Genomic DNA, 23,614 nt, shown 5'->3' with positions numbered 1-23,614 from the left:
CTGATTTGCTGAGACAAAGAAGCATTGATGAACATATCCCGGACGGTTGCTGTAACTTGCATAATCTTTTACCTGAACTCTATGTTTACTATTCTGGAGCTCATCCCGGGAAAAATCATCGGTGGAATCGCTCGATCTAACTCCGTAAAATTACGGAACTTTCTCTGTACGTGAAATTACGGAGATGGAGACGGGTTGGTTCCGGTAAGGTTCCCTAGAGACTGTGGCCTCTAGTCGGCTCTCAGGTTTGGTCTCATCTTAGGCTAGAGACGGTGCTTGCCCTCTTCCGGCTTGGAGTGGGGTAGAATTAGGCATTATGGCTGTGCTCCATTGTATCGTAGTTTTCAAAAGAGTTCAAGCTAAACCCCAAACTTTTTTTTCCAGAAGCCCCAAATCCCCTCCCCAGATAGATAAACGACTTCCTTGCCTTGCGCCCCTGGCGATCGCATAATGGGAATCGTCACTTAAGCAGGGCAATCCTACCAGAAAATCCTCCCGGGGTCAAACCCCCGTTGTAGTTCTATCCCATAGCGCTGTTTAGGGAGGTGAGGGACCTAACATAGAGCGATCGCGACCCCCCACGCCAGACTCCATAACACCTAGATTCCTGACCCTTCACACAAAACGCGCTCAACCCTAACCCTATTGAGAGCACTATCCTCCCGCTATGAAGAAAATTTTAACCCTCATTTCCGTCACCTTACTGCTACAAAGCAGCATAATTTCCGTCCGAGCACAACAACCCCTTAATTCCATTCAAGAAGTTATTGAATCAGGGTTAATGACTCAATATCCCGACGGACAATTTCATCCCGAACGCGGAGTCATCCGGGCCGAACTCGCCTCAATTCTCGTCAAAACCTTTCAACTGGAAAACCGAAATACAGTTACTAATCAAAATCAACCAATTCCCGATGTTCCTCCCTCCCACTGGGCCTACAGAGACATCGAAATCGCCCTAGAAACAGGGATTATGAAAGGCGATTTAACCGGAAGATTCCATCCAAATCAACCCGTAACTCGGGCCGAAGGATTTGCCATTTTCGCCCAAGCTTTTGGAGTTTTAATGCTTAATGATGCCGACGTGAATCGGATTTTAACCTCCTATCAAGATGGCTATCAAACCCCAGATTGGGCCAGACAAGCCCTAGCAACAGCTATCTTTGAGGAGTTAGTTAATATTGGCAACAATAACGCGCTCAATCCCTTGCAACCCATGACTCGTGAAGATATGGCTTATGCCTTAAGTCAATATTTAGCAAAACAACACAATCCCGGAACTATTCCAGATGTTCCCAACTAATCATCCCCTTTGTTGTTAGAAACAACTTCAGCTCTTTCTTGATTGTTAATAGTGACGGCTAAAATCGTTACTATTAACAATTTATTTTAGTTTAAAAATTTAAAATGAAAAACAAACGTAAAATTGGATTAACGGGTGGAATTGCTACGGGTAAAACTACTGTTTCTAATTATTTGAAAAATATCCACCAATTACCTGTGTTTGATGCGGATATTTATGCGCGGGAAGCGGTCCAAATTGGTTCCCCAGTGTTGAATCAAATTGTGAAGCGTTATGGGAGTGAGTTGCTACTGCCCGATCGCAGTCTGAATCGCCAGAAGTTGGGAGAGATTGTGTTTAATCAACCCCAGGAAAAACAGTGGTTAGAGGAACAAATCCATCCCCAAGTGCGCGATCGCTTCCTTCGAGAGATTGCCGCCTTGCCAGAACAGTCTACCGCAGTGTTAGTGATACCGTTGTTGTTTGAAGCACAAATGACGGATTTAGTTACAGAAATTTGGGTGGTATCTTGTCCTGGCGATCGCCAGATTCAGCGATTAATGGAACGCGATGGATTGACCCTAGACCAAGCGAGAGCTAGAATTAATAGCCAAATGCCCTTATTTGAGAAATGCGATCGGGCTGATATCGTCCTAGATAACTCCTCCACATTAGAACACCTCATCCAACAGATAGATGTCGCTTTGATGCAGGATAGAGACAATAGGAAGTAAACCCCTAGCGGGATACTTTTACTTCTAACTAACCTCTGTCTTCAAAATGCCAACCATACAAACCGCCAACCCAGCAGGACCACCGAACAACGGGGGACCAATTGACTGGTTTAAAAAATTTATGGCGATTCTCGCCGTTATCAATTTGCTGTTAGTTGGGTTCGATTCTTCTTATATTCCCCTGCGTGATATCTATTTTCAGCAAATTCCCTCCGTTGTGATAGCTTATGATAAAATTAAAGGCATTGAACCCCATCCTGAAACTGAAAAATACTTAGCAACCGTCCATCAATTAACCCTTGAACTCCAACAGCCCGAAAGTTCCCTGCAAACTCCGCAGGTGGAGAATTTGCTGGAATCGTTACGCCATGAAAGCGAGGGAATGCTCAAAGAAAACCCCTTTCTGGCTGCCGGTAAGTTCGGCACTTTTGCCAAAATTCAAAGGAGAATGCGTCAGCATCTTGGCACAGAATATGCTTCGGAAGCTTTTCAAGAATTCTGGACTTCTAGTTATTTAAGCACTCATAAACTAAGTGACGAACTGAACTTTTTTCAATCCCAGATTAATCCCCTAATTGCCAGCAATTATTTCAGAAATATCAATAAAATTGGGCAAGTAGTCGATGATTTTTGGCGAATTGATATTTTCTTTATCGGCCTGTTCGGATTAGAATTTCTCCTGCGCACCTTCTTCATGCATCGCCGGATTACGGGCTTACGCTGGATAGATGCCATGTTGCGACGGTGGTATGATGTTTTATTATTTTTACCCTTTTGGCGAGGGTTGCGGGTGATTCCGGTTGCCGTGAGGCTGCAACAGAGTCAACTGGTTAATTTCGATCGCATCTTAGTCCAGATGACCCATGAACCTGCTGCAAAACTAGCCGATCGCCTGTCTCGATTTGTGATGGTTCGCTTTATCAATCAAGCGCAAGACTCCATTCGAGAAGGAACTGCTGCCCAATCCTTGTTGAATCCCCAACCGGCGATCGACCTGAATAATGTAAATGAAATTGAAGTCATTACCGACCGACTTCTGGAATTAACCATCTACAAAGTTTTACCGCAAATTAAGCCTGAATTAGAAGCAGTTTTGCATCATAGTATAGAAGGTGCTTTTAAAGATTCGGCCATTTATCAAAGCCTCAAAGCATTCCCCGGATTCGGAAATTTCCCCAGAGAGTTTACCGAACAAATGGCCTCTAACTTAGCCCAAACTACCGTAACCGTTTTGGAAAGTTCTTACGCCGATGTAGAAGGGCGATTGCTATTCGATCGCCTCAGTCAAGAGTTCAATCAAGCCTTTAGGAAAGCCCTAGGCGATCGGCAAACCCAAGAAGAAATCCAACTCTTGCTCACTGATTTCTTAGAAGAATTAAAACTCAATTATGTGGTAAAATCCAACCAGAGCGACCCAGAAGCCACCCTAGCGGAAATGGAAAACCTGTATCAATCGGAAGTACCGCCCTCCCTCCCCTCACTTCAGTAAGGGTATGCTGTGTCAGAATCCCTATTGTGGTTTTCTAGTTCCGGGGTACAGTAGCGGTTAGAAACCGGGTTTCTTGACAAATGCTGTCGCAATTTCCCACAAATCTAGGCTAGAAACCCGGTTTCTTGTCCTTGAGTTGGGTTAGAAACCCGGTTTCTTCATCACCGATTTTTCCATTGCATAAATTTAAGTCAGAAACCCGGTTTCTTGTCCTGGGATTGGCCATTAAACTGGACAAAACTATGCCGACTCGCCACCCACCACAACATTGCGAATTCGCAGACTGGGACCGCCACAGCCTACAGGTAAACCATTTTGTCCACCTTTGCCGCAACCGCCAGATTCATCCCAGTAGAAATCATCCCCGATCGCCTCAATATCCGCTAAGGTACTAAACACATTCCCCGAAAGGGTGACATCCCGCACAGGTTCAGCTAATTGACCATTTCTAATCATCCAAGCTTCCCCAGCACTGAACGTAAACATTTCCCCATTCGTCATTCCTCCCAGCCAATTTCGGGCATAAACCCCTTCTTTAATATCCGTAAATAAATCCTGAACCGGAGTCTTTCCTCGTTCGATCCAGGTATTCGTCATCCGAACAATGGGAGGATAATGATAATTCAAACAGCGGGCATTTCCTGTGGCAGTTTCCTCTAGTTTCCCAGCAGTTTCTCGGGAGTGGAGGCGTCCGACAAGTACCCCATCTTTAATGAGTTGGGTGGTAGTGGCAGGAGTGCCTTCATCATCATAAAGATAACTCCCGCGATGACCCGGAGGGGCCGCGCCATCAAAAATTTGCAAATCTTCAGGACCAAACCGGCGTCCCAGGGTCATCACTTCCAGCAAATCGGGGTTTTCATAAGCCATATCTGCTTCGGAAAGATGTCCAAAAGCTTCATGAACGAACAATCCCGATAAAATTGGGTCAATTACAACTTGGTAGGTGTTGCCTTTCACCGAGGGTAGGGAGAGGGCTTCTACGGCTCTTTGGGCGGCCCCTCGCACTTGGGAATCAAGCTGGATTAAATCTTCGTAAGCTTTCCGGGACCCGGTGGTTTCCCGTCCCGTTTGGACGGTTTCCCCATTGCGTGCAGTAGCGGCAAAGCGCATTTCCATATCCACCCAAGACTGTTCCAGGATTGTGCCTTCCGAGGTAAACAGGAGGATGCGTTGAGCACTGTCACTGTAGCGCACCGAGGTGGTGGTGATGCGCGGGTCCACTTGCCGCAGGATATCCGTATAGCGATCGCACAATCTCTTTTTGTCGATAATCGGAATCTTTCTCGGGTCAGTACCCGTGAGTAACAGTTCACAGGTAATCTGTACCGGGTCCACGGGCGCTAAAATCGTTTCTTCATCCCCGACTAATCGCGCTGCCGCGATCGCTTCCTCGATCCGTTCTGCCAGTCCCGCCAGGTGATTAAAACTGGCAAAGCCCCAACCGCCATGATAGCAAGCGCGGACTTGTCCCCCAATCGAGACTCCCTCACTTAGGGTTTCAATCTTTTCACCCCGCAAAAAGATATCGGTGCCTTCCGCTTCTTCTAGGCGAATTGCCAAATAATCAACCTGGGAGGCATAACGGGCAATCAGTTCAGCTAATAAGTTTTTCGCATCAGCGAGCAAAGTAGACATGGTTGAGGGTGAGTTCCAACGCGAATGATTGATATGTTCTACTATAGCGGTCCTCAATGATTACAGACCAACCGGGTGGGGTTTTACCGACAAGGGGTCAAACCGATTCTGCATCACTGGGGTGACCCTGCCTATTTCCTGCGGGGATTGCGACTGATTTGTTCGGTTCTACGAATGTTTTTATGGGGAAGATGCAGATAGGCTAGTAGTATCTTGTTTTCAGTTGAATTTAGATTAAAGCGTTTGTAGCAAGTTTTAAATTACAAATTCTTGCTCAATTATTGAAAATTAAGGATTTGAACCAGTGAACTGTAGAGGGGGATATTTCCGTGTACAAGTGGGTCTTACCAACGATTAGCGAGGTTTTAGCACAGGCGGGGAGAACCGACAATTCCTCAGACCTAGAGATGGGGTTGACTGGAGAAGATCCGGGCGATCACAATGGGACAACGACCCATCGGGATGCGGCAACAGTCTGGTTGCGCCGAATTCGGGCCGATCGCCAATGGCAAGGGGCCATCGCCTCCCTCAATGACCTCCTCGATGGCGAACTCGCCGGGAATGACCCCGATCCCCGCCATCCCTTCTCTAGCAAAGGGTTAGTTTTATCCGGTCCCGTCCCGGTTTTAACCCAATCCACCCACTTAGAACAGTTCTCAACCTGGACCTTTGCTGGGGTGCACCAGTCTGGCGCCTGGTTACCCTCCTCCCCGTTCCCCCCGACCCCAGATAGCGATTCTGATGCCTCCAACCCGACGATTTTACCCCTGCTTACTGGGGACCCCCTGGCCCGCGAACAATTTTGTTTGGTCTTGACAGCGCGGTTTAGTTTCGTCATGGTGGTGGGATTAAACCCCGAGGGACAACCGGCGTTTCAGTTTTCCTTTGATCCAGAGGCGATCGCCTTAGTGTGGCAAGGATTGCGATCGCGTCTACTCCCCTTCCAAAATCAGACCGCTATTTCCACCTTAGATCAGCAGTTCCAACAGTTCCCACCCCGCACCCCACACTACAAAATTGTCTGTCAGTTTACCCAACAGCTTCTGGAATATCTTCCCGAACCCGTAGAACTCGATCGCGAAATGCTCGATGAAATGGAAGCATTCGCCGCAGATTGGACCGGATGGGGTTCCTCCATGCGCGCCTTACCCCAATCTGGTGGCGATTGTCCCAATGGGGAAGCGGAGATTTGCTGGGAAGTATCCCGTCTTGATGGCAATTCTCGGGTTTCGACCTCTGGCGAACGCAGAACGGCCCTGAGTAATCCAGAACCAGCGACTACCAAAACTCTGCCATCCAAGGCTAGAAAGGCTGTGGGAACCGTTTCGGCCAAAACGGCTAATCCCCGGAAACCAGCGATCGACCAGCCTTTAGAGGATCTGCGAGATGCGGCGAGTAAGAACGTCCGAAACCAAGCCCCGGCCTTGGATGTGGAATTATTGCAGGCGATCGCTCACGAAGTTAGAACCCCTTTAGCCACCATTCGCACCCTCACCCGCCTCTTACTCAAACGTCGTCATCTCGATGCTGAGATTATCAAACGCTTAGAAGCAATTGATCGCGAATGTAGCGAGCAAATTGACCGCTTTGGGTTGTTTTTCCGGGCAGTGGAATTGGAAACCACCAAAGATGCTCACGCGCCGGTGCACCTGACTTCCACCTCCCTGACCCAGGTATTAAATAGTTGTATCCCGCGCTGGGAAAAACAAGCCAGCCGACGCAACCTCACCTTAGATGTGATTCTGCCCCAAAAAATGCCCTCGGTGGTCAGCGACCCCTCCTTGTTGGATCAAGTCCTCACCGGGGCGATCGATAACTTCACCTCCACCTTACCCGCCGGAGGCAAACTCCGGGTTGAAATTTCCCTCGCGGGTCATCAGTTGAAGGTAGAACTCCACTCCCAAACCCATGCCTCCGTCAATTCGGGAAACTCGGTTTGCGGGACTCAGGCCCTCAAATCTCTCGGTCAAATGTTGATGTTTCAGCCGGAAACCGGCAACCTCAGTTTGAATCTGAGCGTGACTAAAAACCTCTTTCAAGCCCTCGGAGGTAAACTGATTGTCCGCAACCGTCACCAACATGGACAAGTGCTGACTATCTTCTTACCCTTGGAAATGCGGGGATAATGGATAATTGATAATGGATAATTGATAATGGATAATTGACAAGGGTAAAGGATGAAGGTTGAAAAAACTTCATCCTTCATCCTTTACCAATCCCCTTCGCTTTCGTTGTAAACGGGTAATAAAAGGGTAAAGACGGAACCCCGTCCGACCCGGCTTTTGACCGTAATTGACCCCCCGGAATGGAGTAAAAGCTGTTGGACAATGGTTAACCCGAGTCCCGCTCCTTCCAGATCATCATTAATGGCTTGACGACCGCGATAAAAGGCTTCAAAAAGTTTAGGAATTTCCCCGGGGGGAATGCCCATACCCGTGTCGCGAAATTCTAGTTGAACGTAATCTCCTTGTTGCTTGGAACGCACCCAAACTTCACCGCCGGACCCGGTGAATTTAATCGCATTTTGCAGCAAATTAAGCACAATTTTTTTGAGCCAGTCTCGGGTGCAAACCACGGGGGGTAGGGTGCTTCGGAGGGTGTAGGCTAAGAGTACCCCTTTTTCCTCGGCGATCGGCTGATAGGTACTGACGATTCCTGGGACGAGTTCTCCTAAGCGGATGCCCTCCATTTTTGCTTTATCCACCTCGCTTTCTAGGCGGACGAGTTCTAGGAATCCTTCAATTAAGGCATTTTGGCGATCGCAAGACTGATGCAACAGTGCACTATATCGGTCTCGTTGCGCTGGTTTGAGTTTCGGGGAATCCAACAAGCTCAAGGCCGTTTTCATATTCGTTAACGGCGTGCGCAGTTCCTGTCCAATCTTATTCAGAAACTCATCTTTAAACTGCAATGCATTCAGCAGTTCTTGATTTTGTCGTTGCAATGCGGCCAGTGTTCCCTCCCCGGCCAATTCTTGTCCCTGTTGTTCCAGTCGCTGGAGTTGCTTGCTAAATAAATGTCCCACTAATAAAGGGTCTGGTTTAGGCAGTTCCAGGTGACCAAAGGCCATGTCCCAATTGGCGAGTAAATTCTCGCAAACTCGCCCCGATGTCTCGATCGGGTATTGATTCTCATCAGAAATTGGACAACTCTGACACCGCCCTTTACTCACGGATACTTTTAATCCATCCAAGACCTGTTGAATCGTCTCTTGGTCTAGGGAATAAAGGGCAACTAGGGTTCTATTTCCCTGAGATTCCCGAGGGGAATGGGATTCGACCCCCTGGGATTGGGGGGGACTGGCTAAAATTGCCACAGATAATTCTGGGGACAACACAATAAGAAAATATTCCTCGTTCAGTTTGCTATTGAGAACTAACTGAATGGAGCATAAGGGTAAGGTCGTTTTGGTCGGCATGAAGATTGTCCCCTGATCGCTAATCAGGGAATTCTCGTCAATGCCGCAGGTTAAGGGTGCGCTGTAGGGGGGACGGTGACGGTGGAGGTGGCGATCGAAGCTGTTTTGTTTATCCGGCGATCGCTGCTGAAAAAAGCTATATCGCTGACGGGAATATAACTCCTTTGTCCCTCCGGTTCCTCCTGCTGTGTCTATCATTTCATCGCGAATCTTTTCCGTCTCCTCCCCCTGCCAGGGGTTGAGGATATAGACCGGATTCGTTCCACCGAGCAAATTTCGGTAGCGATTAAGGTCTACCTGCCAGTCGCACCAATCTGGAAGTTTTACCCACAGCGTTGCTGGGATTTTTTGTTCGATCAGCAGGTCAAATACACCGCCCACCATCCCCTTAAAAGACGGGTAGGAAACTTGCAAGGGATGAGGCGGTGCGATCGCACTGAGGGCGCAATCATAAAGAGACACATCCTGAGCTGTTGATAAATTCATCTTCATTGAAGTGTCCGCGAGTTGGCAAATCCCTGTACTTCACCCAGGGGAGGAAATCCGACGCCAGCAACTTAATGTACTTCCCCGTTTTAGGTTGATGCTACAAACTGAACATCACCGCTACAAACGGGGGAATCAGTACATGGGCCTAAACGTCACTTTTGTTTAGGTTTCCAGCAATTTTTAAGGGGTCGAGCCACCATTTATTTAATTTAAACACCCTGTTTATTCCGATAGCTTCGCACCCTTAGTCTATTGACCTAGCTCAATTACCGCTCTCCATCTCATCCCTGCATGGGCAAAACATCGAGTTGGGTATAGAAAACCGGGTCTTCTCAAACCCTCTGTGTCTTTATTATCTTCCCTCAATCCGGGAAGATTGTTATTTTGAGCAGCGAGGGTAATTCTATTTTAAAGTTAAAATTTTAGATTTTGCATTCGTAATCCTACGCAAAAAGCGCCTTATTACAGGCGCTTTAAACAGTCAATCCACCTCCAGTCCGCTCTTTTGATGTCTTCGGGAGGGCTTTGGGACTGACTCTACTCAAATGCAGCAAAAATTAGAGTTTTGCTGCATTGTTGCCAAAAATAACCTCAACGGGTAACTCTCCCGGTCCCTGGACCCGTTAAACCACCGCCGCAAACCGTTGATTTAACGCCTCCCGCGCTTGCTCTCGGTCATCAAAATGGATTTTTTCTGTCCCGAGGATTTGATAGTCTTCATGGCCCTTCCCGGCAATCACTACCCCATCACCAGGTTTGGCTTCCAGGATGGCAGTCCGAATAGCGGTGGCCCGATCGCCAATGACTCGCGCTGAGATGCTCTCGGGAATCCCTGCCGCCACATCTTTTAAAATCTGTTCGGGGTCTTCCGTGCGGGGATTATCCGAAGTCACCACCACCAGATCGGCCAGTTCTGCCGCAATTTTACCCATAATCGGACGCTTGGTGCGATCGCGATCGCCCCCGCAACCAAACACACAGATTAATTTCCCGGAAATAAAGGGTCGCGTCGCCTTGAGCACATTTTCCAAGCTATCCGGCGTATGAGCATAATCCACGATCGCGCTAATATCCTGGTCCGGTTTAATCAGCACCTGTTCCATCCGTCCCGGTACTCCCGGAAACTCCGGCAACACTGCCACAATCTCCGCCAAGGGAATCCCAAAATGCAGGACCGCCCCCACTGCCGCCAGCATATTTTCCACATTGTATTGTCCCACCAAGGGCAAGGAAAACTCTGCCTCACCCATCGGCGTATGCAGCATCCCTTTCACCCCTGCCGGTTCATACTGGATATGAGTGGTCCATAAATCCGCCTGATAATTGTAGGTGCTATAACTCCACAGCTTATCCCCACTTAACCGTTCAGCCAAACGCTGTCCATAACTATCATCAATATTCACCACAGCGCGACCTTGTAAATATTCCGCGCTGAATAGCTTGGCTTTCGCCTCGAAGTAATTTTCCATCGTTTCATGGAAATCGAGGTGGTCCTGGGTCAAATTCGTAAAAATCCCGACTTGAAACGGCAACCCCTGCACCCGTCCCTGGGCCAAGGAATGGGAACTGACTTCCATCACCCCAAATTCACATCCCGCCTGGACTGCATCACTTAACTGATGATTCAGGTCCACGGCAAAGGGGGTGGTATGGGCCGCCACCTGTTCAAATCCAGGCCACCGGACATATAGGGTCCCTAACAGGGCCGTGGGTTTTTGGACTTTCTGGAGAATAAACTCCACTAAATGAGTCGTGGTGGTTTTGCCATTGGTCCCGGTTACCCCAATTAAATTGAGTTTTTTCCCCGGTTCTCCATAAAATGCTGCGGCTACCTGGGCACAGGCAGCGGTCATATCTGCCACGGGAATCACCACCGCATCGGCTTGGGGTGGGTGTTTTTGCGCCGCTTGGGGACTGACTAAGGCTGCCACTGCACCTGCTGCGATCGCCGAGGGCCAAAAATCTCCGCCATCCACACGGGTTCCCGGCATTCCAATAAAGAGATCCCCCGGTTGACACGCATGGGAATTGGTACTTAAACCCGTGACCTCGATTTCCAGCGCCTCCTTGTCAAGGGTCTCTAACAAAATGCTGGGTAATAACGCTTTGAGCTTCATCGTTTTAATTCCTCACACGGGGTTGGGCGATCGTTCATCCAAGAAAGAAGAGAACAGAGTAGACCCCTCATTCCCTCTCGTCTTGCATTATTTTTCGCCTATTGTGAATCATTTTTCGGAAAGTATTGCTGTAACATTTGCTGCACTTGCTGCACCGAGGCCCGAGGAGAGGGCCTGGGCAGGGGTTCCTCTTTGGGCGGAATTTCCGAGTCTGGGTCCGGAGTCATCACGCGACACAGAACCGGGATTTCATACTGATAGGCGGCGAACCAATCCGCTTGGGTGGTAATGTCGCGCACCTCAAGCTCAAAGTTCAAGTCTTGAATTTGTTCTATTTTTTCCTGCAAGCCCTCGCAGAGGTGGCAATCCGGCTTGCTGTACATAATTAATCGCATTCTCTTTACTCCAGACCCCAACTGTGGTTATTTTAGGGGAAAGCCAGCCTGAATCATCAACTCTAGTTGATGCGGTGCTCGCCTCCTAATGAGGGTATAATTTTTATGGCACTTAAGTCTAAATACTTAAGTCTTAATCTGAAGCTACCCCATAGCCATCCCTGGCTTAAAGAGGCACATTTGAGGGCATCCCTTCTATTCCTCTCGGTAACTTCATAAAACTTTACCCAGTAATGTAAGCCTTGCGGAATAGGAATTCCCAGCCCTTGGATAGAAGCAAGTACACCGTTAAACTCCTCCTTGAGAAATAAAATACTTATTCCCGACCAAGTTAGGGGTGTTTTAGGCTATGATTGATTTTGGAAACCCTTAAATGACTGATTACAGTAAAGAAACGAGCATGGTCAACTCAGTACAGGCACCAACCAAATCCACCACCAGTCTCGACCTGGATGAACTCAATCAACGATTTGAGTCCTCCCATCCCCAAGAGATTCTGGCCTGGTGCATCAATAATTTTCCCACAGGGCTTGTGCAAAGCACGGCATTTGGAGCCACTGGCATGGTTGTCATGGACCTCCTCTACCGTGAACTCAAATCAAATCCCCCGGTGCCTGTTCTGTTTCTCGACACCTTGCACCACTTTGCCGAGACCCTGGAGTTGGTAGAACGCTCTAAGCAGCACTACAACTTAGATTTGCATATCTACAAAAACCCAGAAGCCAGCGATCGCCAAGAGTTCGCCAAACATTACGGCACTGCCTTGTGGCACAGCAATGTTGAACAATTCCACTATCTCACGAAAGTGGAACCGTTAAAACGGGGCTTGGAAGAACTCAATGTCGTAGCCTGGATTACGGGACGCCGCCGGGACCAATCCAGTTCTCGCGCTCAAATGCCCATCTTTGAACGGGATAACGATGGACGCATTAAAGTCAATCCCCTCGCCAACTGGACCCGCAAAGAAACCTGGGCTTACATTATGAAGCATGGTGTGCCTTATAATACCCTGCACGATCAAGGGTATGGCAGTATTGGCGATGAACCCCTAACCACTCCCGTAGCAGCCGGAGAACATGAGCGCGCTGGACGCTGGCGGGGTTCGGCTAAAAGCGAATGCGGCATTCATATCTAAGGGGAAGTGAATAGTCCTAGGTCCTTTTGTCCTCGGGTTTGAAGCAAGGCGACTGCGCCAGTCTGTGCAACGTTCAAGAAACAACGCACAATAGACAAAGGAAGTGAAGAGTCCTCGGTCTTTTGTCACTGGGTTTAAAATAAGGCGATCGCGCCAGTTTGTCCAAACCAAACAGAAACAAAGGACAAAGGACAAAACACAAAGGACAAAGGACAAAGGACTAACAACACCCCATGATTAAAATTCTGCATCTTTCAGATATCCATATCGGCAGTGGGTTTTCCCACGGGCGAGTTAATCCAGCCACGGGCTTGAATACGCGATTAGAAGATTTTGTCAGCACCTTGAGTCGCTGCATCGATCGCGCTATTGCAGAACCCGTGGATTTAGTTTTGTTTGGCGGAGATGCCTTTCCTGATGCCACTCCACCTCCGTTTGTTCAAGAAGCGTTTGCGCGTCAATTTCATCGGTTAGTCCAGGCAAATATCCCCACAGTTTTGCTCGTCGGTAACCATGATCAACATTCCCAGGGACAAGGGGGAGCAAGTTTATCGATTTATCGCACTTTGGGAGTCCCCGGTTTTATCGTTGGTGATAGCGTCACGACTCATCGCATAGAAACTGCCAAGGGTCCGGTGCAGATTATTACCTTGCCTTGGATTACCCGTTCTACCTTAATGACGCGATCGCAAACTGAGGGGATTTCCCTCTCGGATGTGAATCAGTTATTAATTGACCGTTTGCGCGTCGTCCTAGAAGGGGAAGTCCGCCAACTAGACGAAACAGTACCCACAGTCCTGCTGGCGCATTTAATGGCCGATCGCGCTGAATTAGGCGCCGAAAGGTTTCTGGCTGTTGGCAAGGGGTTTACGATTCCGATTTCTCTGTTAATTCGCCCCGAGTTTGATTATGTGGCATTGGGTCATGTTCACCGCCATCAGAACCTGAATCCCACGAATAATCCGCCGGTGATTTATCCGGGGAGTATTGAACGGGTGGATTTCAGTGAGCAGAAGGAAGATAAAGGCTATGTGATGGTGGAGTTAGAACGGGGACAGGCGAAGTGGGAATTTTGCCCGTTGGTTGTGAGAGCGTTTAAGACGATTAAGGTGGATGTATCGGAAGCGGAGAATCCTCAAGAGCAGATTTTAAAGGCGATCGGCAAACAGGAGATTGAGGATGCAGTAGTGAGGTTGATTTATCAATTGCGATCGCACCAAATTGATTTAATTGATAACACCGTCATTCATGCAGCCTTAAGCATCGCACATAACTACACCATTCAACCCGAACTCGTCAGCCAACTCGCCAGACCCCGAGTTCCCGAACTGAATGCAGGCGCTGGAATTGACCCATTAAGTGCCTTACAAACCTATTTAGAGAATCGAGAAGGATTAGAGGATATCAAAACCGATTTACTAGAAGCAGCCGAGGGTTTATTGGCGGGAGATGAACAGATGTGGCAGTTTTCCTCAACAGGTGAAGATGGGGAACAGAGGGAGGCGGATAATCCCTCAGTGCAACTGAAATTGCTGTGAAATAACTTGACAAAATTGCATCCTCGTGATAAAAAATTATTCTCTAAACCTAGGGAATAGTCCTGTAAAATAGAGCGCAAGTAACAATATAACCCTGGCTACACCCGAGGTCAAGATGAGAATCCATAAAATTTCGGTGACCAATCTTTTTGGAATTTTTAATCACACCATCCCCTTAAATTTAGATGAGCGAATTACCATCATTCATGGTCCGAATGGGTTTGGTAAAACTATCCTACTAAGAATGCTCAATGGCCTATTTAATTCCCGGTACTTGGAATTAGTGACGATTCCGTTCAGCGAATTTCGGGTTGAGTTTGATAATGGGGAGCAGTTAGTGGTGACCCAATCCATCGAGAAAACCTCCAAAGCCAAGAAGCACCCGATAACCCTTCAATTGTTCGATTCTGGATTATCCAAAAAGGAGGAATTTCAACTCATTGATGTAGCTTCTGATTCTAATTCGTTTGAACAAATGAGTCAAGTTATTGAGAGTCGCATTCCAGAGACAAGTCCCATAAATTATGAAATATCGTTTAATTTTTCAACCCATGAAATACTTCCAGTTGCAGATGTTATCCGTAGGTTTGGTGAAGTTTTACCAAAACAATTAAGGCAAATAAACACCGAGCCAAATTGGTTCATAAATGTCAAAAAATCGATAGCATTACAATTAATAGAAGCTCAACGGTTATTCAATTTCAGTAATGTTTTGAGCGGGGGGGAAGATCCGAGAATCACCTCCGTTGCGGCCTATTCTGAAGAACTCGCCGAACATATTCAGAGTAAACTTGCTGAATATGGAGAATTAGCTCAATCCTTGGATCGGACTTTTCCAGCAAGAGTGGTCAAAACTACCGCACACCCTGACTTAACCGGCGAAAAAATTCATGCCAAGTTAAGGGAAATCGAAGAAAAGCGCTATCGGCTGATAGAAGCGGGACTTTTAAATCAAGATGAAGACCCAGATTTTCAAGTGGACCGCTCAATTGATGACACCGCCAAAAGTATTTTATCCGTTTATGTAGAAGATGTAGAAAATAAGCTGAGGGTCTTTGAAGAACTGGCTCAAAAAATAGAAATTTTAAAGCGAATTATTAATAGCAGATTTTGTTATAAAAGTATCAGCGTCAACAAAGAAAAAGGTTTTATATTTCAGACTGATGATGGCAAGCAGTTATCCCCGGAGAACCTATCCTCTGGGGAACAACATCAATTGGTGATGCTGTATGAGTTATTATTCAAAGCAAAACCCAATTCCTTGATTCTAATTGATGAGCCTGAACTGTCGTTGCACGTCGCTTGGCAAGCTCATTTTCTCAAAGATTTACAACAAATCGCCAAGTTAGTGAATATTGATGTGTTAATCGCCACCCATTCTCCCGATATTATCAGCGATCGCTGGGATTTGACCGTGGAGTTAAAAGGGCCATGAGAGAATACTTAACACCGGATCGCGTCGCGAATAAAATTCGCTTAATGCGGACTCAATATCAGGGAACATTTTTAATCACCGAAGGCGAAACCGATGCACGAGTCTGGAAAAATTTGGTCAATCTCAGACAATGTTTCGTAGAAAATGCGACTAATAAGGAAAAGGCGATCGGCGCACTGGATATCCTAGAACAAGATAACGTTTCAGGAGTGTTAGCAGTTGTCGATGCGGATTTTGATCGCCTAGAGGGGAAGCAATCCCCTACCCCAAATCTACTCATGACCGACACCCACGACCTGGAAACCATGCTCCTCCAGTCCCCGGCATTGGAAAAAGTTCTAGCTGAATATGGATCGGAAGAGAAAATCAAAAAGCTGACCGAATCTACAGGTCAAGATATTCGGACTCTCCTGATTTTACCCGGAGTTTTTTTAGGCTACTTGCGATGGCTGTCCCTCAAAGAGGGCCTTTCCTTAAAATTTGAAGATTTATCCTTTAAAAAATTTATTGATGATACCACTTTAGCCTTAGATGAATTAAAACTCATCAAAACCGTTAAAAACAACTCACAAAAATATGATTTAGATGAACAAACCCTCCACAAGCGGATAGAAGATTTAAAACAAAAGACTCACAACCCCTGGTCTGTCTGTTGCGGTCATGATCTCATCTGCATTCTGTCCATTGGACTCTGTAAAGCCTTGGGGTCCTGTAACACCAGGCAAGTCGAAAGCCTTATCCTAGAAAAAGATTTACGACTGGCTTATGAGGCTTGGTTTTTTTCTAGGACAGAACTCTACCAAGCTATTCTACAATGGGAAGCTGCAAATCCACCGTTTAAGGTTTTAGCTTAGTCGGATTAATCAATAAAAATTTCCTTCAGCAAACATTAATAATTTTCTGCTCACTCGGCAAACCATTTTTTAAGTTAACATTAATAAACCCCCAATCCTACCCAATCCGGTTTAAGAAGTTCGTTTTCTCTATGAGCCCGCGCAGGCGGGCTTCGTCCGTATCGCCCCACCCTTGAGGGTGCGGGTTTTTATAGACATATCAGAACCGGATTGCGTATAATTGAAAATTATCTCTCATTAATCCGGAGGAGCAAGTGGAAGGAAAAAGGTTTATTCATCGCCTAAAACTGCAAAATTTTCTATCTTATGGAAATGAGGCAGATTCTATAGACTTACAGCCTTTAAATGTATTGATTGGTCGAAACGCATCCGGCAAATCCAATTTAATAGAAGCCCTAGAAATCTTAAAGGCAACTCCCACGGATTTAATGGCTCCAATTCGTAAAGGGGGAGGCATTAGCGATTTTCTTTGGAAAGGGGGTAAAGAATCTCCGAATGCCCTAATTGATGCCACATTGGAACCGACAGAAGGCTTAATGCCTTTACACTATCAGCTTAGTTTTACCGTATCCGGTCAAAGACTGGAATTGGTTGATGAAACCATTGAAAATGAACAGCCTGAACCCGGGGAAGAAGAACCTGATTTTTTCTATCGCTACCAAGGGGGTCATCCAGTTATCACGATTCCCACGGAAATTGAGGGACAAAAAAAACGGTCTTTGCGGCGAGAAACCCTGAGTGCAGACCAATCGGTTTTATCTCAAAGAAAAGACCCCGAGCAATATCCCCAGTTAACTTATCTGAGCAATCAATTTACTAAAATTGGCTTGTATCGGGATTGGCAACTGGGACGAGATTCACCGATTAGGTTGCCGCAAAAAACTGATTTACCGGAATCTCCCTTGCTTCCCGATGGGAGTAATCTGGGATTAGTTTTGAATAATTTACAACACAAGCTCGGAAGTCGCACCCTAATCGAAACTTTGAAAAATTTTTATGAAGAAGCTGAGGAGTTGAGTATCAAAATTTATGGCGGGACGGTGCAAGTTTTTATCCGAGAAGAAGGATTAATTGAGCCAATTCCGGCGACTCGTCTTTCCGATGGCACTCTTCGTTTTTTATTCTTAATGGCGTTACTCCTTGACCCTACACCGGGACCCGTTATCTGTATTGAAGAACCAGAAATTGGCTTACATCCAGATATTTTACCGATGATTGCGGAGATGTTGGTGGAAGCGTCGGCGCGAACTCAACTGATTGTTACCACTCATTCCGATGCTTTAATTTCGGCACTTCCTCCTGAGTCTGTTCTAGTTTGCGATCGCAGCGATCGCGGCAGCGAATTACGGCGGTTGGATCCAGACCGCCTGAAAAAATGGCTGGACAATTACACCCTGGGAGATTTATGGCGAATGGGTGAACTTGGAGGCAATCGATGGTAACAGAAATTAGACTTTATATTGAAGGCGGGGGAAATACTAAAAATACCAAAGCATTGCTCCGAAGTGGATTTAGCCAGTTCTTCCAAGGTTTTATCAAAAAAGCACGCGATCGCAAAATTCGCTGGAATATTACCGTCTGTGGCTCTCGCAATGATACCTATCGCGACTTTACAAATGCTTTGATAGACTATCCTGATGCCTGTAACATCTTATTAGTTGACTCCGAGGGTCCCGTAACTCAAACCCCTTGGCAACATTTGAAGTCAACCGATAACTGGGATTCCCTGGGAGTGAGCGATCGCCAGTGCCATCTGATGGTTCAAGCAATGGAAGCATGGTTTATTGCCGATATTGAGGCATTAAGCAAATTTTATGGACAGAAATTCCAAGCTAATTCCTTGCCGAAATCTACTAACATCGAAAAAATTCCCAAGGATAACTTGGAACCCACTTTAAAGGCTGCAACCCGCCACACGCAGAAAGGTGAATATAAAAAAATAGAACATGGGTGCAAACTGTTGGCCCTCATAGACATTCAAAAAGTTTGTCAGGCTTCAAAGCATTGCCAGACTCTTTTCGAGGAAATTGATAAACTTCTATAGAGATTACCCGGTTGATTTATTTTAAGTCGTTTGAAAGATATTTTGCACCATTGTTTTATTAGAATTCGCCGCCACTTGATCCAGTTGCAGCACTTCCCCGGCATCCAAACTCCAACCCAGAGCACCGAGATTTTGCTGTGCCTGTTCCACACTTTTTGCACCGGGAATGGGAATCATCCCTTTGCAGATGCACCAATTGATGGCAACCTGGGACATGGTTTTATTGCGGTCCGAGGCAATTGCTCTCAAACAGTCTAACAAAGGCTGAATTTTGGGTAAAATATTCCGAAACAGGAATCCGCGAATCCCTGGAGGGAAGGGACCGTTTTCTGAGTATTTTCCCGTTAATAATCCCAAAGCGAGGGGACTGTAGGCAATCAGTTGAATTCCCAGGCGATCGCAAACTTCTTTGAGCCCCAAGGTAGTCACGGGATAGGTAGACAACAGAGAGTATTGAACTTGCAGGGTAGCAATGGGAACTCCGCGATCGCTAAACTTTTGATAAATGCGTTCCAGGCGTTTGGGACCGTAATTGGACAAACCCACTCCCTTCACCAACCCGCGATCGTATAAATCCGCCAATCCATCCAACAACGACCACTCCTGCCACGGTGCATAATTTGCCGTAGACCAATGCATCTGCACCAAATCCAGCCGTCCCAACCGCTGCGCCGACGCTTCCCCAGCAGACACCATCGACTGCCGCGTCAACCGCCAAGGATAAGGCGCTAACTTGGTCGCTATACAAATGTTATCCGCATTCGGACCCTGATACTCCTGAGCAAACTGCCCCAACAGCGTCTCACTCCGTCCATTCAGCTTGCCAGTCCCGTATGAATCCCCGGTATCGAATAACGTCACGCCATTTTCGACACAAAGATTAAACACCGCTTGTAATTCCGCATCCATACTGGGTTCATATCCCCATAAAAGCCGGTTACCCCAAGCCCAAGTACCGCAGCCCATAAGTGGAAGAGAGAGATTGGTTGCCATAGTCACAGGTGGTCAATGAGTTGAATCGGGTCTATCTTACAATAGGGCGCGCCCGGACAATAAAGTTTTTTGTCATTTGTCATTTGTCATTTGTCGTTGGTTCTTGGTCATTTTGGGTACTGGGGTGATGATGACTTTGGGATAGTTGCGATCGCTCTGAGGTGGGGAACGGGCGATCGCTTTCCAATTGCACTCGAATGATAGGAGGGAATTCTTTCATGGCAACTGCGATCAGAACTAACCGCCCGACAGTAGCCTAGAAATGCACAAGACAAATCGGGTGTTCAGCATTGTTCTATTTCAGTGCAGCTTTTTCCAGTTGCTTTCTCTTTGATTACGCCTCTTTTGAGGGTAATTTTGTCTTTTTACGGTTAAGAATAGCCATTAACAAAGCACTGGGTATCAATCCCGCAGCGACCCCAAGACCCCCGTAAATAAATTGTTGCTGCAAGGTTTCTTCACTGTCCATAACTGAACGGGTGCTGTAGCTTCCTCCCGAGTACATTTCTCGACTTCTTGTGGAGTTACAAAACATATCTCCTGGGCTGCAACTGCGAGAATAACCCTGCCCCGGAATGCTTTCATAGAGAGTGTAGGAAATGGGAGAAGCGAGGGTTACTCCAATAATTCCTCCAATAATTGAGCAGACTGCGATCGGGATGAATGTTTTCATATTGCTAATGTTTTTGATGAGAGGAAGTGTTGATTTGAATTGGGTTGGGAAAGGGCGATCGCTTTTCTGACCTGACGGTTCGTCCCGGGGGGGTATAGGACAGGGGCGATCGCGTTTAAGATTCTCCTCCAACATTCGGAGAAATCATGTAGACTCGCTATCTCCGGGAATTAGCTGATTTGAGGCTTCATATAAATCGTTTTTTAGTGCTTCCACTTCCCAGTAGCTAATCATGACTCTCTCTCCTGCTGTATATGCTTGGTGTTGTTGACTATCATTGATTAAGGTAATATTCCCTCCCTTACGACCTAACGTTTCTAAATCTTGATCGCGTAATACTCCTCGGTTATGCTGAATAACATTGCGAACAATAATATATTTTTTAATGCGCTGTTTTAAATTTTCATCAATCGATATCTCTAAATATTTTTCAATTTTATTAATCTTTTCATGGTTTTTTTCATGCTCAAACCAGTTCGCCGCTTTTTCTTCAATATTTGAAACAATGTTAGAACTATTAGATATAGCTAAATCTAATTGAACATTTATTTTGGGAAGTTTAGAGTAATCGTTTGGTCCGCAGAAATGCTCGTGCAATATTGCTTGAAAAATTTGCCCGAGAAATTCATACCAAACTTGTATTAAATATCCGTGAACTATTTCTTGAACTATACCGGGGTTACTTTGTAACTCAGTTAATAAATCTTTTGTCAAAACTTTTTCTATATCAGGATGTAAAGATGTGCCTACTCCCATTGAAATTTTATGTTCTGGATCATTTTTTATTAGTTTTTCCAACTGATTTTCACCGAAGATCTCTAGCGCAACTAAGCTTTTAGCTAATTTCAGCGAACGATCTAGATCGGCTTGGAATAAATCTCGAATATTTTTCATGGTCTAATGTCATCCTTGAGTAGTTTATTTTAGAAACTCATTGGTTGTGAGTCGGCGGCTGAAAAATACCTAATTGAAAGAATTAGTTTCAAACCCCGAAGGTTGTCTAAATCTAAAGATTAGGTTTCTTCCTCTTCACCTGTATTAATTTTCGGGGGACGTTGAAAGGTGAAGGTAAAAGTGTCTCCACTCGCGATTACTTTTCGGATTTCGTTGTACAATGGATAATCGCCAGTTCCACTCAAGCAAGCCCAGCCTCGCGATCGGGTCAACCCAACAAACAACTGATTTCGTAAGTTGGGATCGGCTTCATTTTTCGCCACGTTATCTAATCCAACGACATAGATCATGTTCGCCTCATTTCCTTTCGCACGGTGGATTCGAGACACGGTGACCCCGCCATCTTTCCAAAAGCTATCGGGGTCGGTATTCGGATACTTGGGACTCAGTTGATTGAGTCGGATGCCACTGGGAATGTAGACATTAATCCCTTCATCGATTAAAAAGCTGCCTACTTCAGTTTCCAGTTTCATGGCTTCGTAGGTATCACCCAACACCACAACCAATATGTCTCGGCTTGGTAACAGGCGATCGTAATTGAGATTATGCTTAATTCTTTCAGCCAGGGCTTCTAACTCTTCTTCGCGAGAGTCGTAAATTTCAAACTCTAATACTGGATCGTCCCATAGTTTAGGAATAGGATTTGGAGAATTTTCTGGAGGTCGGTGTAAAGTAATTTGCTGACCCGGGGGATTAAAACTGCCTTGTTTGACTTCATAACCAATCGCTTGCCAACTTTTTTTATCGGTCAGTCCGGCCAGCATTCCATTCGGACGTAATAAACCCATGCCAATGGCGTGTGCAGCGGTCAGAATTGAGCCGGGAGTCCGATAGCAACGATGCATAATGACACTCTTTCTAATATTTCCGTTATACTGTCCTCTGACTAGGTTAGTTAAACTATCTCCAAACAGTTCTTTAGCCATCGGAATTTTTAAACTATCTAAACTTTGGGCTTCATCGTAAGCCCAGATTAAACGGCGTTGCTCTGGATTATCCACATCGACGGGTCGCAAAGATTCATAAGCCATCCAGTAGATGACTTGCTTAGATTCACCACTACTTTCTTCGTAATACTTTAGATCGTCTTCTGTGACTAAATCTTGTCCTTCGTCAATCAGGATGGCATCAAATATCGGTTGAATTTGTTTCCCATTTAATAGTCGATTACAGATATCTGCCAAGCCTTCATTGGTTTTTTTTCGCTTAGTATCTCCAACGGTTAGGGGGGCAACATTATTTTCTTCACAAATTGTGTAGTATAAACCAGGACGGGATTTACCACCCCAACCGTGAAGCACTTTTAGTTTATCCTTTACCTTGTTATCGTATTTGACATCACCATTACTAAAGCGGCGCAACCATTGATCAACTAATTTTTCAATCTGGTCATATAGGGAGCGAGTGAAAAACACTAAAGCAATATCCCAGTCCGGATGCTTTAAGTGCATATGCGCTGCTTTTTGACAAAGCAAAACAGTTTTTCCAGATCCAGCAATTCCCCGAATCCGCTGGGAACCGGGGGGAATTTGCTTGCCGATTTCTTCTTGCTGCAAATCTAACTCATACAGCTTTTCTTGTAAAGTAGCCACCAGACCCGCGCGAGTTTTTCCTTCAGCAGAAATCGTTCGAGGAGGTTTGCGGAGTACCGGGGTTCCACCGATCACCGCTTTGAGAATCGTCCACTGCTCATCATCAAGATTTTCCCCGGTGACCATTGGCATGGATTGTTGAATCCGCTCTAGTAGACCGACTTTACCGAGTTGACCTTGAAAAATCACGGGTGGACATCCCGGTAGCTGATCGAAGCCTTTCTGTTGCCATTCTTCTTGTTTAACCAAAGGCAAAGCCACAATTCCTCGACCCGTAATTTTCCGAAAAATCTGTGATTCGCGATCGCAATACCCAAGTAACGCTTGCAGTTGGCGATTTACTCTCTCCCCAGGACTTCCTAACATTATATTGCTAGTCTCGAATTGCCACTGTTCCCCATTGACGGCAACAATCTGGTCAATCGTGACACAAGCAATTTCAATCAGGATCACACCCAATTCTTGATCGGCAATGAGTACATCAGGCTCTTTACGAACTTCTCCGACTTTAGCAAACAGAGGATACCGCCAATATCCTATACAGTCTCTGTCCGAAAATGCACTTTTGGCGGCATTCCATACCTTGAGTTCGCAATCTTTGCCACTTTCACTGATTGGCTCAGTGGTGATAAATTTTTGAGGTTTCATGAAAGTCTTTATCCTTATTTCCTTTGAGGTGAATAGCAAGTCTATGGCATAGCTGTGGATATCCAGCAAAATCATTGCTGTTGAATTACCGGGGAGTTTTTTCCAGCGATTTCATAACTTTATAACGATGATTTACAGGATCGGCACAAGGGGTACTCCTGGCTAGGGGTGGCTAAATGAGTTTGA

General features: G+C 46.1%; 19 protein-coding genes. 10 read left to right on the top strand and 9 right to left on the bottom strand.

Annotation, left to right across the window (positions count from 1 at the left end):
• The first annotated feature begins 667 nt into the window (after nucleotides 1-667).
• The 3 genes from NG792_RS19030 (at nucleotide 668) to NG792_RS19020 (ending at nucleotide 3,505) form a co-directional block, all read left to right on the top strand.
• Complete coding sequence (locus NG792_RS19030; protein WP_261236420.1) at nucleotides 668-1,303, top strand: S-layer homology domain-containing protein; 636 nt, start codon at nucleotides 668-670, stop codon at nucleotides 1,301-1,303.
• 104 nt (nucleotides 1,304-1,407) lie between these two features.
• The gene (gene coaE, locus NG792_RS19025) at nucleotides 1,408-2,016 is read left to right on the top strand and encodes a dephospho-CoA kinase (protein WP_261200543.1); all 609 of its coding nucleotides are present in this window, start codon (nucleotides 1,408-1,410) and stop codon (nucleotides 2,014-2,016) included.
• A gap of 46 nt (nucleotides 2,017-2,062) precedes the next feature.
• Nucleotides 2,063-3,505: a hypothetical protein gene (locus tag NG792_RS19020; protein WP_261236419.1), complete on the top strand. Its 1,443-nt coding sequence runs from the start codon at nucleotides 2,063-2,065 to the stop codon at nucleotides 3,503-3,505.
• 240 nt (nucleotides 3,506-3,745) lie between these two features.
• Here the strand turns inward: NG792_RS19020 and NG792_RS19015 are convergent, their stop codons facing one another.
• Nucleotides 3,746-5,143, bottom strand: a complete 1,398-nt coding sequence (locus NG792_RS19015; RefSeq protein ID WP_261200541.1) for a TldD/PmbA family protein — start codon at nucleotides 5,141-5,143, stop codon at nucleotides 3,746-3,748.
• Between the two features lie 329 nt (nucleotides 5,144-5,472).
• Between NG792_RS19015 and NG792_RS19010 the strand changes: the two genes are divergently transcribed.
• Nucleotides 5,473-7,269, top strand: a complete 1,797-nt coding sequence (locus NG792_RS19010; protein ID WP_261236418.1) for a sensor histidine kinase — start codon at nucleotides 5,473-5,475, stop codon at nucleotides 7,267-7,269.
• An 83-nt stretch (nucleotides 7,270-7,352) separates the two neighbouring features.
• Here the strand turns inward: NG792_RS19010 and NG792_RS19005 are convergent, their stop codons facing one another.
• The 3 genes from NG792_RS19005 to NG792_RS18995 form a co-directional block, all read right to left on the bottom strand.
• Nucleotides 7,353-9,047: an ATP-binding protein gene (locus NG792_RS19005; RefSeq protein WP_261236417.1), complete on the bottom strand. Its 1,695-nt coding sequence runs from the start codon at nucleotides 9,045-9,047 to the stop codon at nucleotides 7,353-7,355.
• Nucleotides 9,048-9,673: 626 nt separating this feature from the next.
• The gene (locus tag NG792_RS19000; protein ID WP_261236416.1) at nucleotides 9,674-11,167 is read right to left on the bottom strand and encodes a UDP-N-acetylmuramoyl-L-alanyl-D-glutamate--2,6-diaminopimelate ligase; all 1,494 of its coding nucleotides are present in this window, start codon (nucleotides 11,165-11,167) and stop codon (nucleotides 9,674-9,676) included.
• A gap of 98 nt (nucleotides 11,168-11,265) precedes the next feature.
• Nucleotides 11,266-11,562 carry a glutaredoxin family protein gene (locus NG792_RS18995; RefSeq protein WP_261236415.1) on the bottom strand — a complete coding sequence of 99 codons (297 nt, stop codon included), beginning with the start codon at nucleotides 11,560-11,562 and terminating at the stop codon, nucleotides 11,266-11,268.
• Between the two features lie 373 nt (nucleotides 11,563-11,935).
• Here NG792_RS18995 and cysH point away from each other — a divergent pair, with 373 nt between their 5' ends.
• The 6 genes from cysH (at nucleotide 11,936) to NG792_RS18965 (ending at nucleotide 18,568) form a co-directional block, all read left to right on the top strand.
• The gene (cysH, locus tag NG792_RS18990) at nucleotides 11,936-12,697 is read left to right on the top strand and encodes a phosphoadenosine phosphosulfate reductase (RefSeq protein WP_261236414.1); all 762 of its coding nucleotides are present in this window, start codon (nucleotides 11,936-11,938) and stop codon (nucleotides 12,695-12,697) included.
• A gap of 233 nt (nucleotides 12,698-12,930) precedes the next feature.
• Complete coding sequence (gene sbcD, locus NG792_RS18985) at nucleotides 12,931-14,235, top strand: exonuclease subunit SbcD (RefSeq protein ID WP_261236413.1); 1,305 nt, start codon at nucleotides 12,931-12,933, stop codon at nucleotides 14,233-14,235.
• 115 nt (nucleotides 14,236-14,350) lie between these two features.
• Nucleotides 14,351-15,670 (top strand): AAA family ATPase, encoded by a 1,320-nt coding sequence (locus NG792_RS18980; protein WP_261236412.1) that lies wholly within the window; start codon nucleotides 14,351-14,353, stop codon nucleotides 15,668-15,670.
• The gene (locus NG792_RS18975) at nucleotides 15,667-16,524 is read left to right on the top strand and encodes a DUF4435 domain-containing protein (protein WP_261236411.1); all 858 of its coding nucleotides are present in this window, start codon (nucleotides 15,667-15,669) and stop codon (nucleotides 16,522-16,524) included. The genes NG792_RS18980 and NG792_RS18975 overlap by 4 nt, the downstream gene beginning before the upstream one ends.
• 254 nt (nucleotides 16,525-16,778) lie before the next feature.
• The gene (locus tag NG792_RS18970) at nucleotides 16,779-17,966 is read left to right on the top strand and encodes an AAA family ATPase (protein WP_261236410.1); all 1,188 of its coding nucleotides are present in this window, start codon (nucleotides 16,779-16,781) and stop codon (nucleotides 17,964-17,966) included.
• The gene (locus NG792_RS18965; RefSeq protein WP_261236409.1) at nucleotides 17,960-18,568 is read left to right on the top strand and encodes a DUF4276 family protein; all 609 of its coding nucleotides are present in this window, start codon (nucleotides 17,960-17,962) and stop codon (nucleotides 18,566-18,568) included. The genes NG792_RS18970 and NG792_RS18965 overlap by 7 nt, the downstream gene beginning before the upstream one ends.
• 21 nt (nucleotides 18,569-18,589) lie before the next feature.
• Here the strand turns inward: NG792_RS18965 and NG792_RS18960 are convergent, their stop codons facing one another.
• The 5 genes from NG792_RS18960 to NG792_RS18940 all read right to left on the bottom strand — a co-directional run bounded on the left by NG792_RS18960 (nucleotide 18,590) and on the right by NG792_RS18940 (nucleotide 23,428).
• Nucleotides 18,590-19,561 (bottom strand): aldo/keto reductase, encoded by a 972-nt coding sequence (locus tag NG792_RS18960; RefSeq protein ID WP_261200533.1) that lies wholly within the window; start codon nucleotides 19,559-19,561, stop codon nucleotides 18,590-18,592.
• 79 nt (nucleotides 19,562-19,640) lie between these two features.
• Nucleotides 19,641-19,781 carry a hypothetical protein gene (locus NG792_RS18955; RefSeq protein ID WP_261236408.1) on the bottom strand — a complete coding sequence of 47 codons (141 nt, stop codon included), beginning with the start codon at nucleotides 19,779-19,781 and terminating at the stop codon, nucleotides 19,641-19,643.
• Between the two features lie 114 nt (nucleotides 19,782-19,895).
• Nucleotides 19,896-20,234 carry a hypothetical protein gene (locus NG792_RS18950; RefSeq protein ID WP_261236407.1) on the bottom strand — a complete coding sequence of 113 codons (339 nt, stop codon included), beginning with the start codon at nucleotides 20,232-20,234 and terminating at the stop codon, nucleotides 19,896-19,898.
• A 144-nt stretch (nucleotides 20,235-20,378) separates the two neighbouring features.
• The gene (locus tag NG792_RS18945; RefSeq protein ID WP_261236406.1) at nucleotides 20,379-21,128 is read right to left on the bottom strand and encodes a hypothetical protein; all 750 of its coding nucleotides are present in this window, start codon (nucleotides 21,126-21,128) and stop codon (nucleotides 20,379-20,381) included.
• A gap of 119 nt (nucleotides 21,129-21,247) precedes the next feature.
• Entirely contained in the window at nucleotides 21,248-23,428 is a 2,181-nt protein-coding gene (locus NG792_RS18940) for a DEAD/DEAH box helicase (protein WP_261236405.1), read from the bottom strand.
• Between the last annotated feature and the right edge of the window lie 186 nt (nucleotides 23,429-23,614).

The organism is Laspinema olomoucense D3b, assembly GCF_025370785.1.
GTDB lineage: Bacteria > Cyanobacteriota > Cyanobacteriia > Cyanobacteriales > Laspinemataceae > Laspinema > Laspinema olomoucense.
Note: the sequence above shows the minus strand (reverse complement) of the source record. Positions and strands in the feature narration are given on the sequence as shown.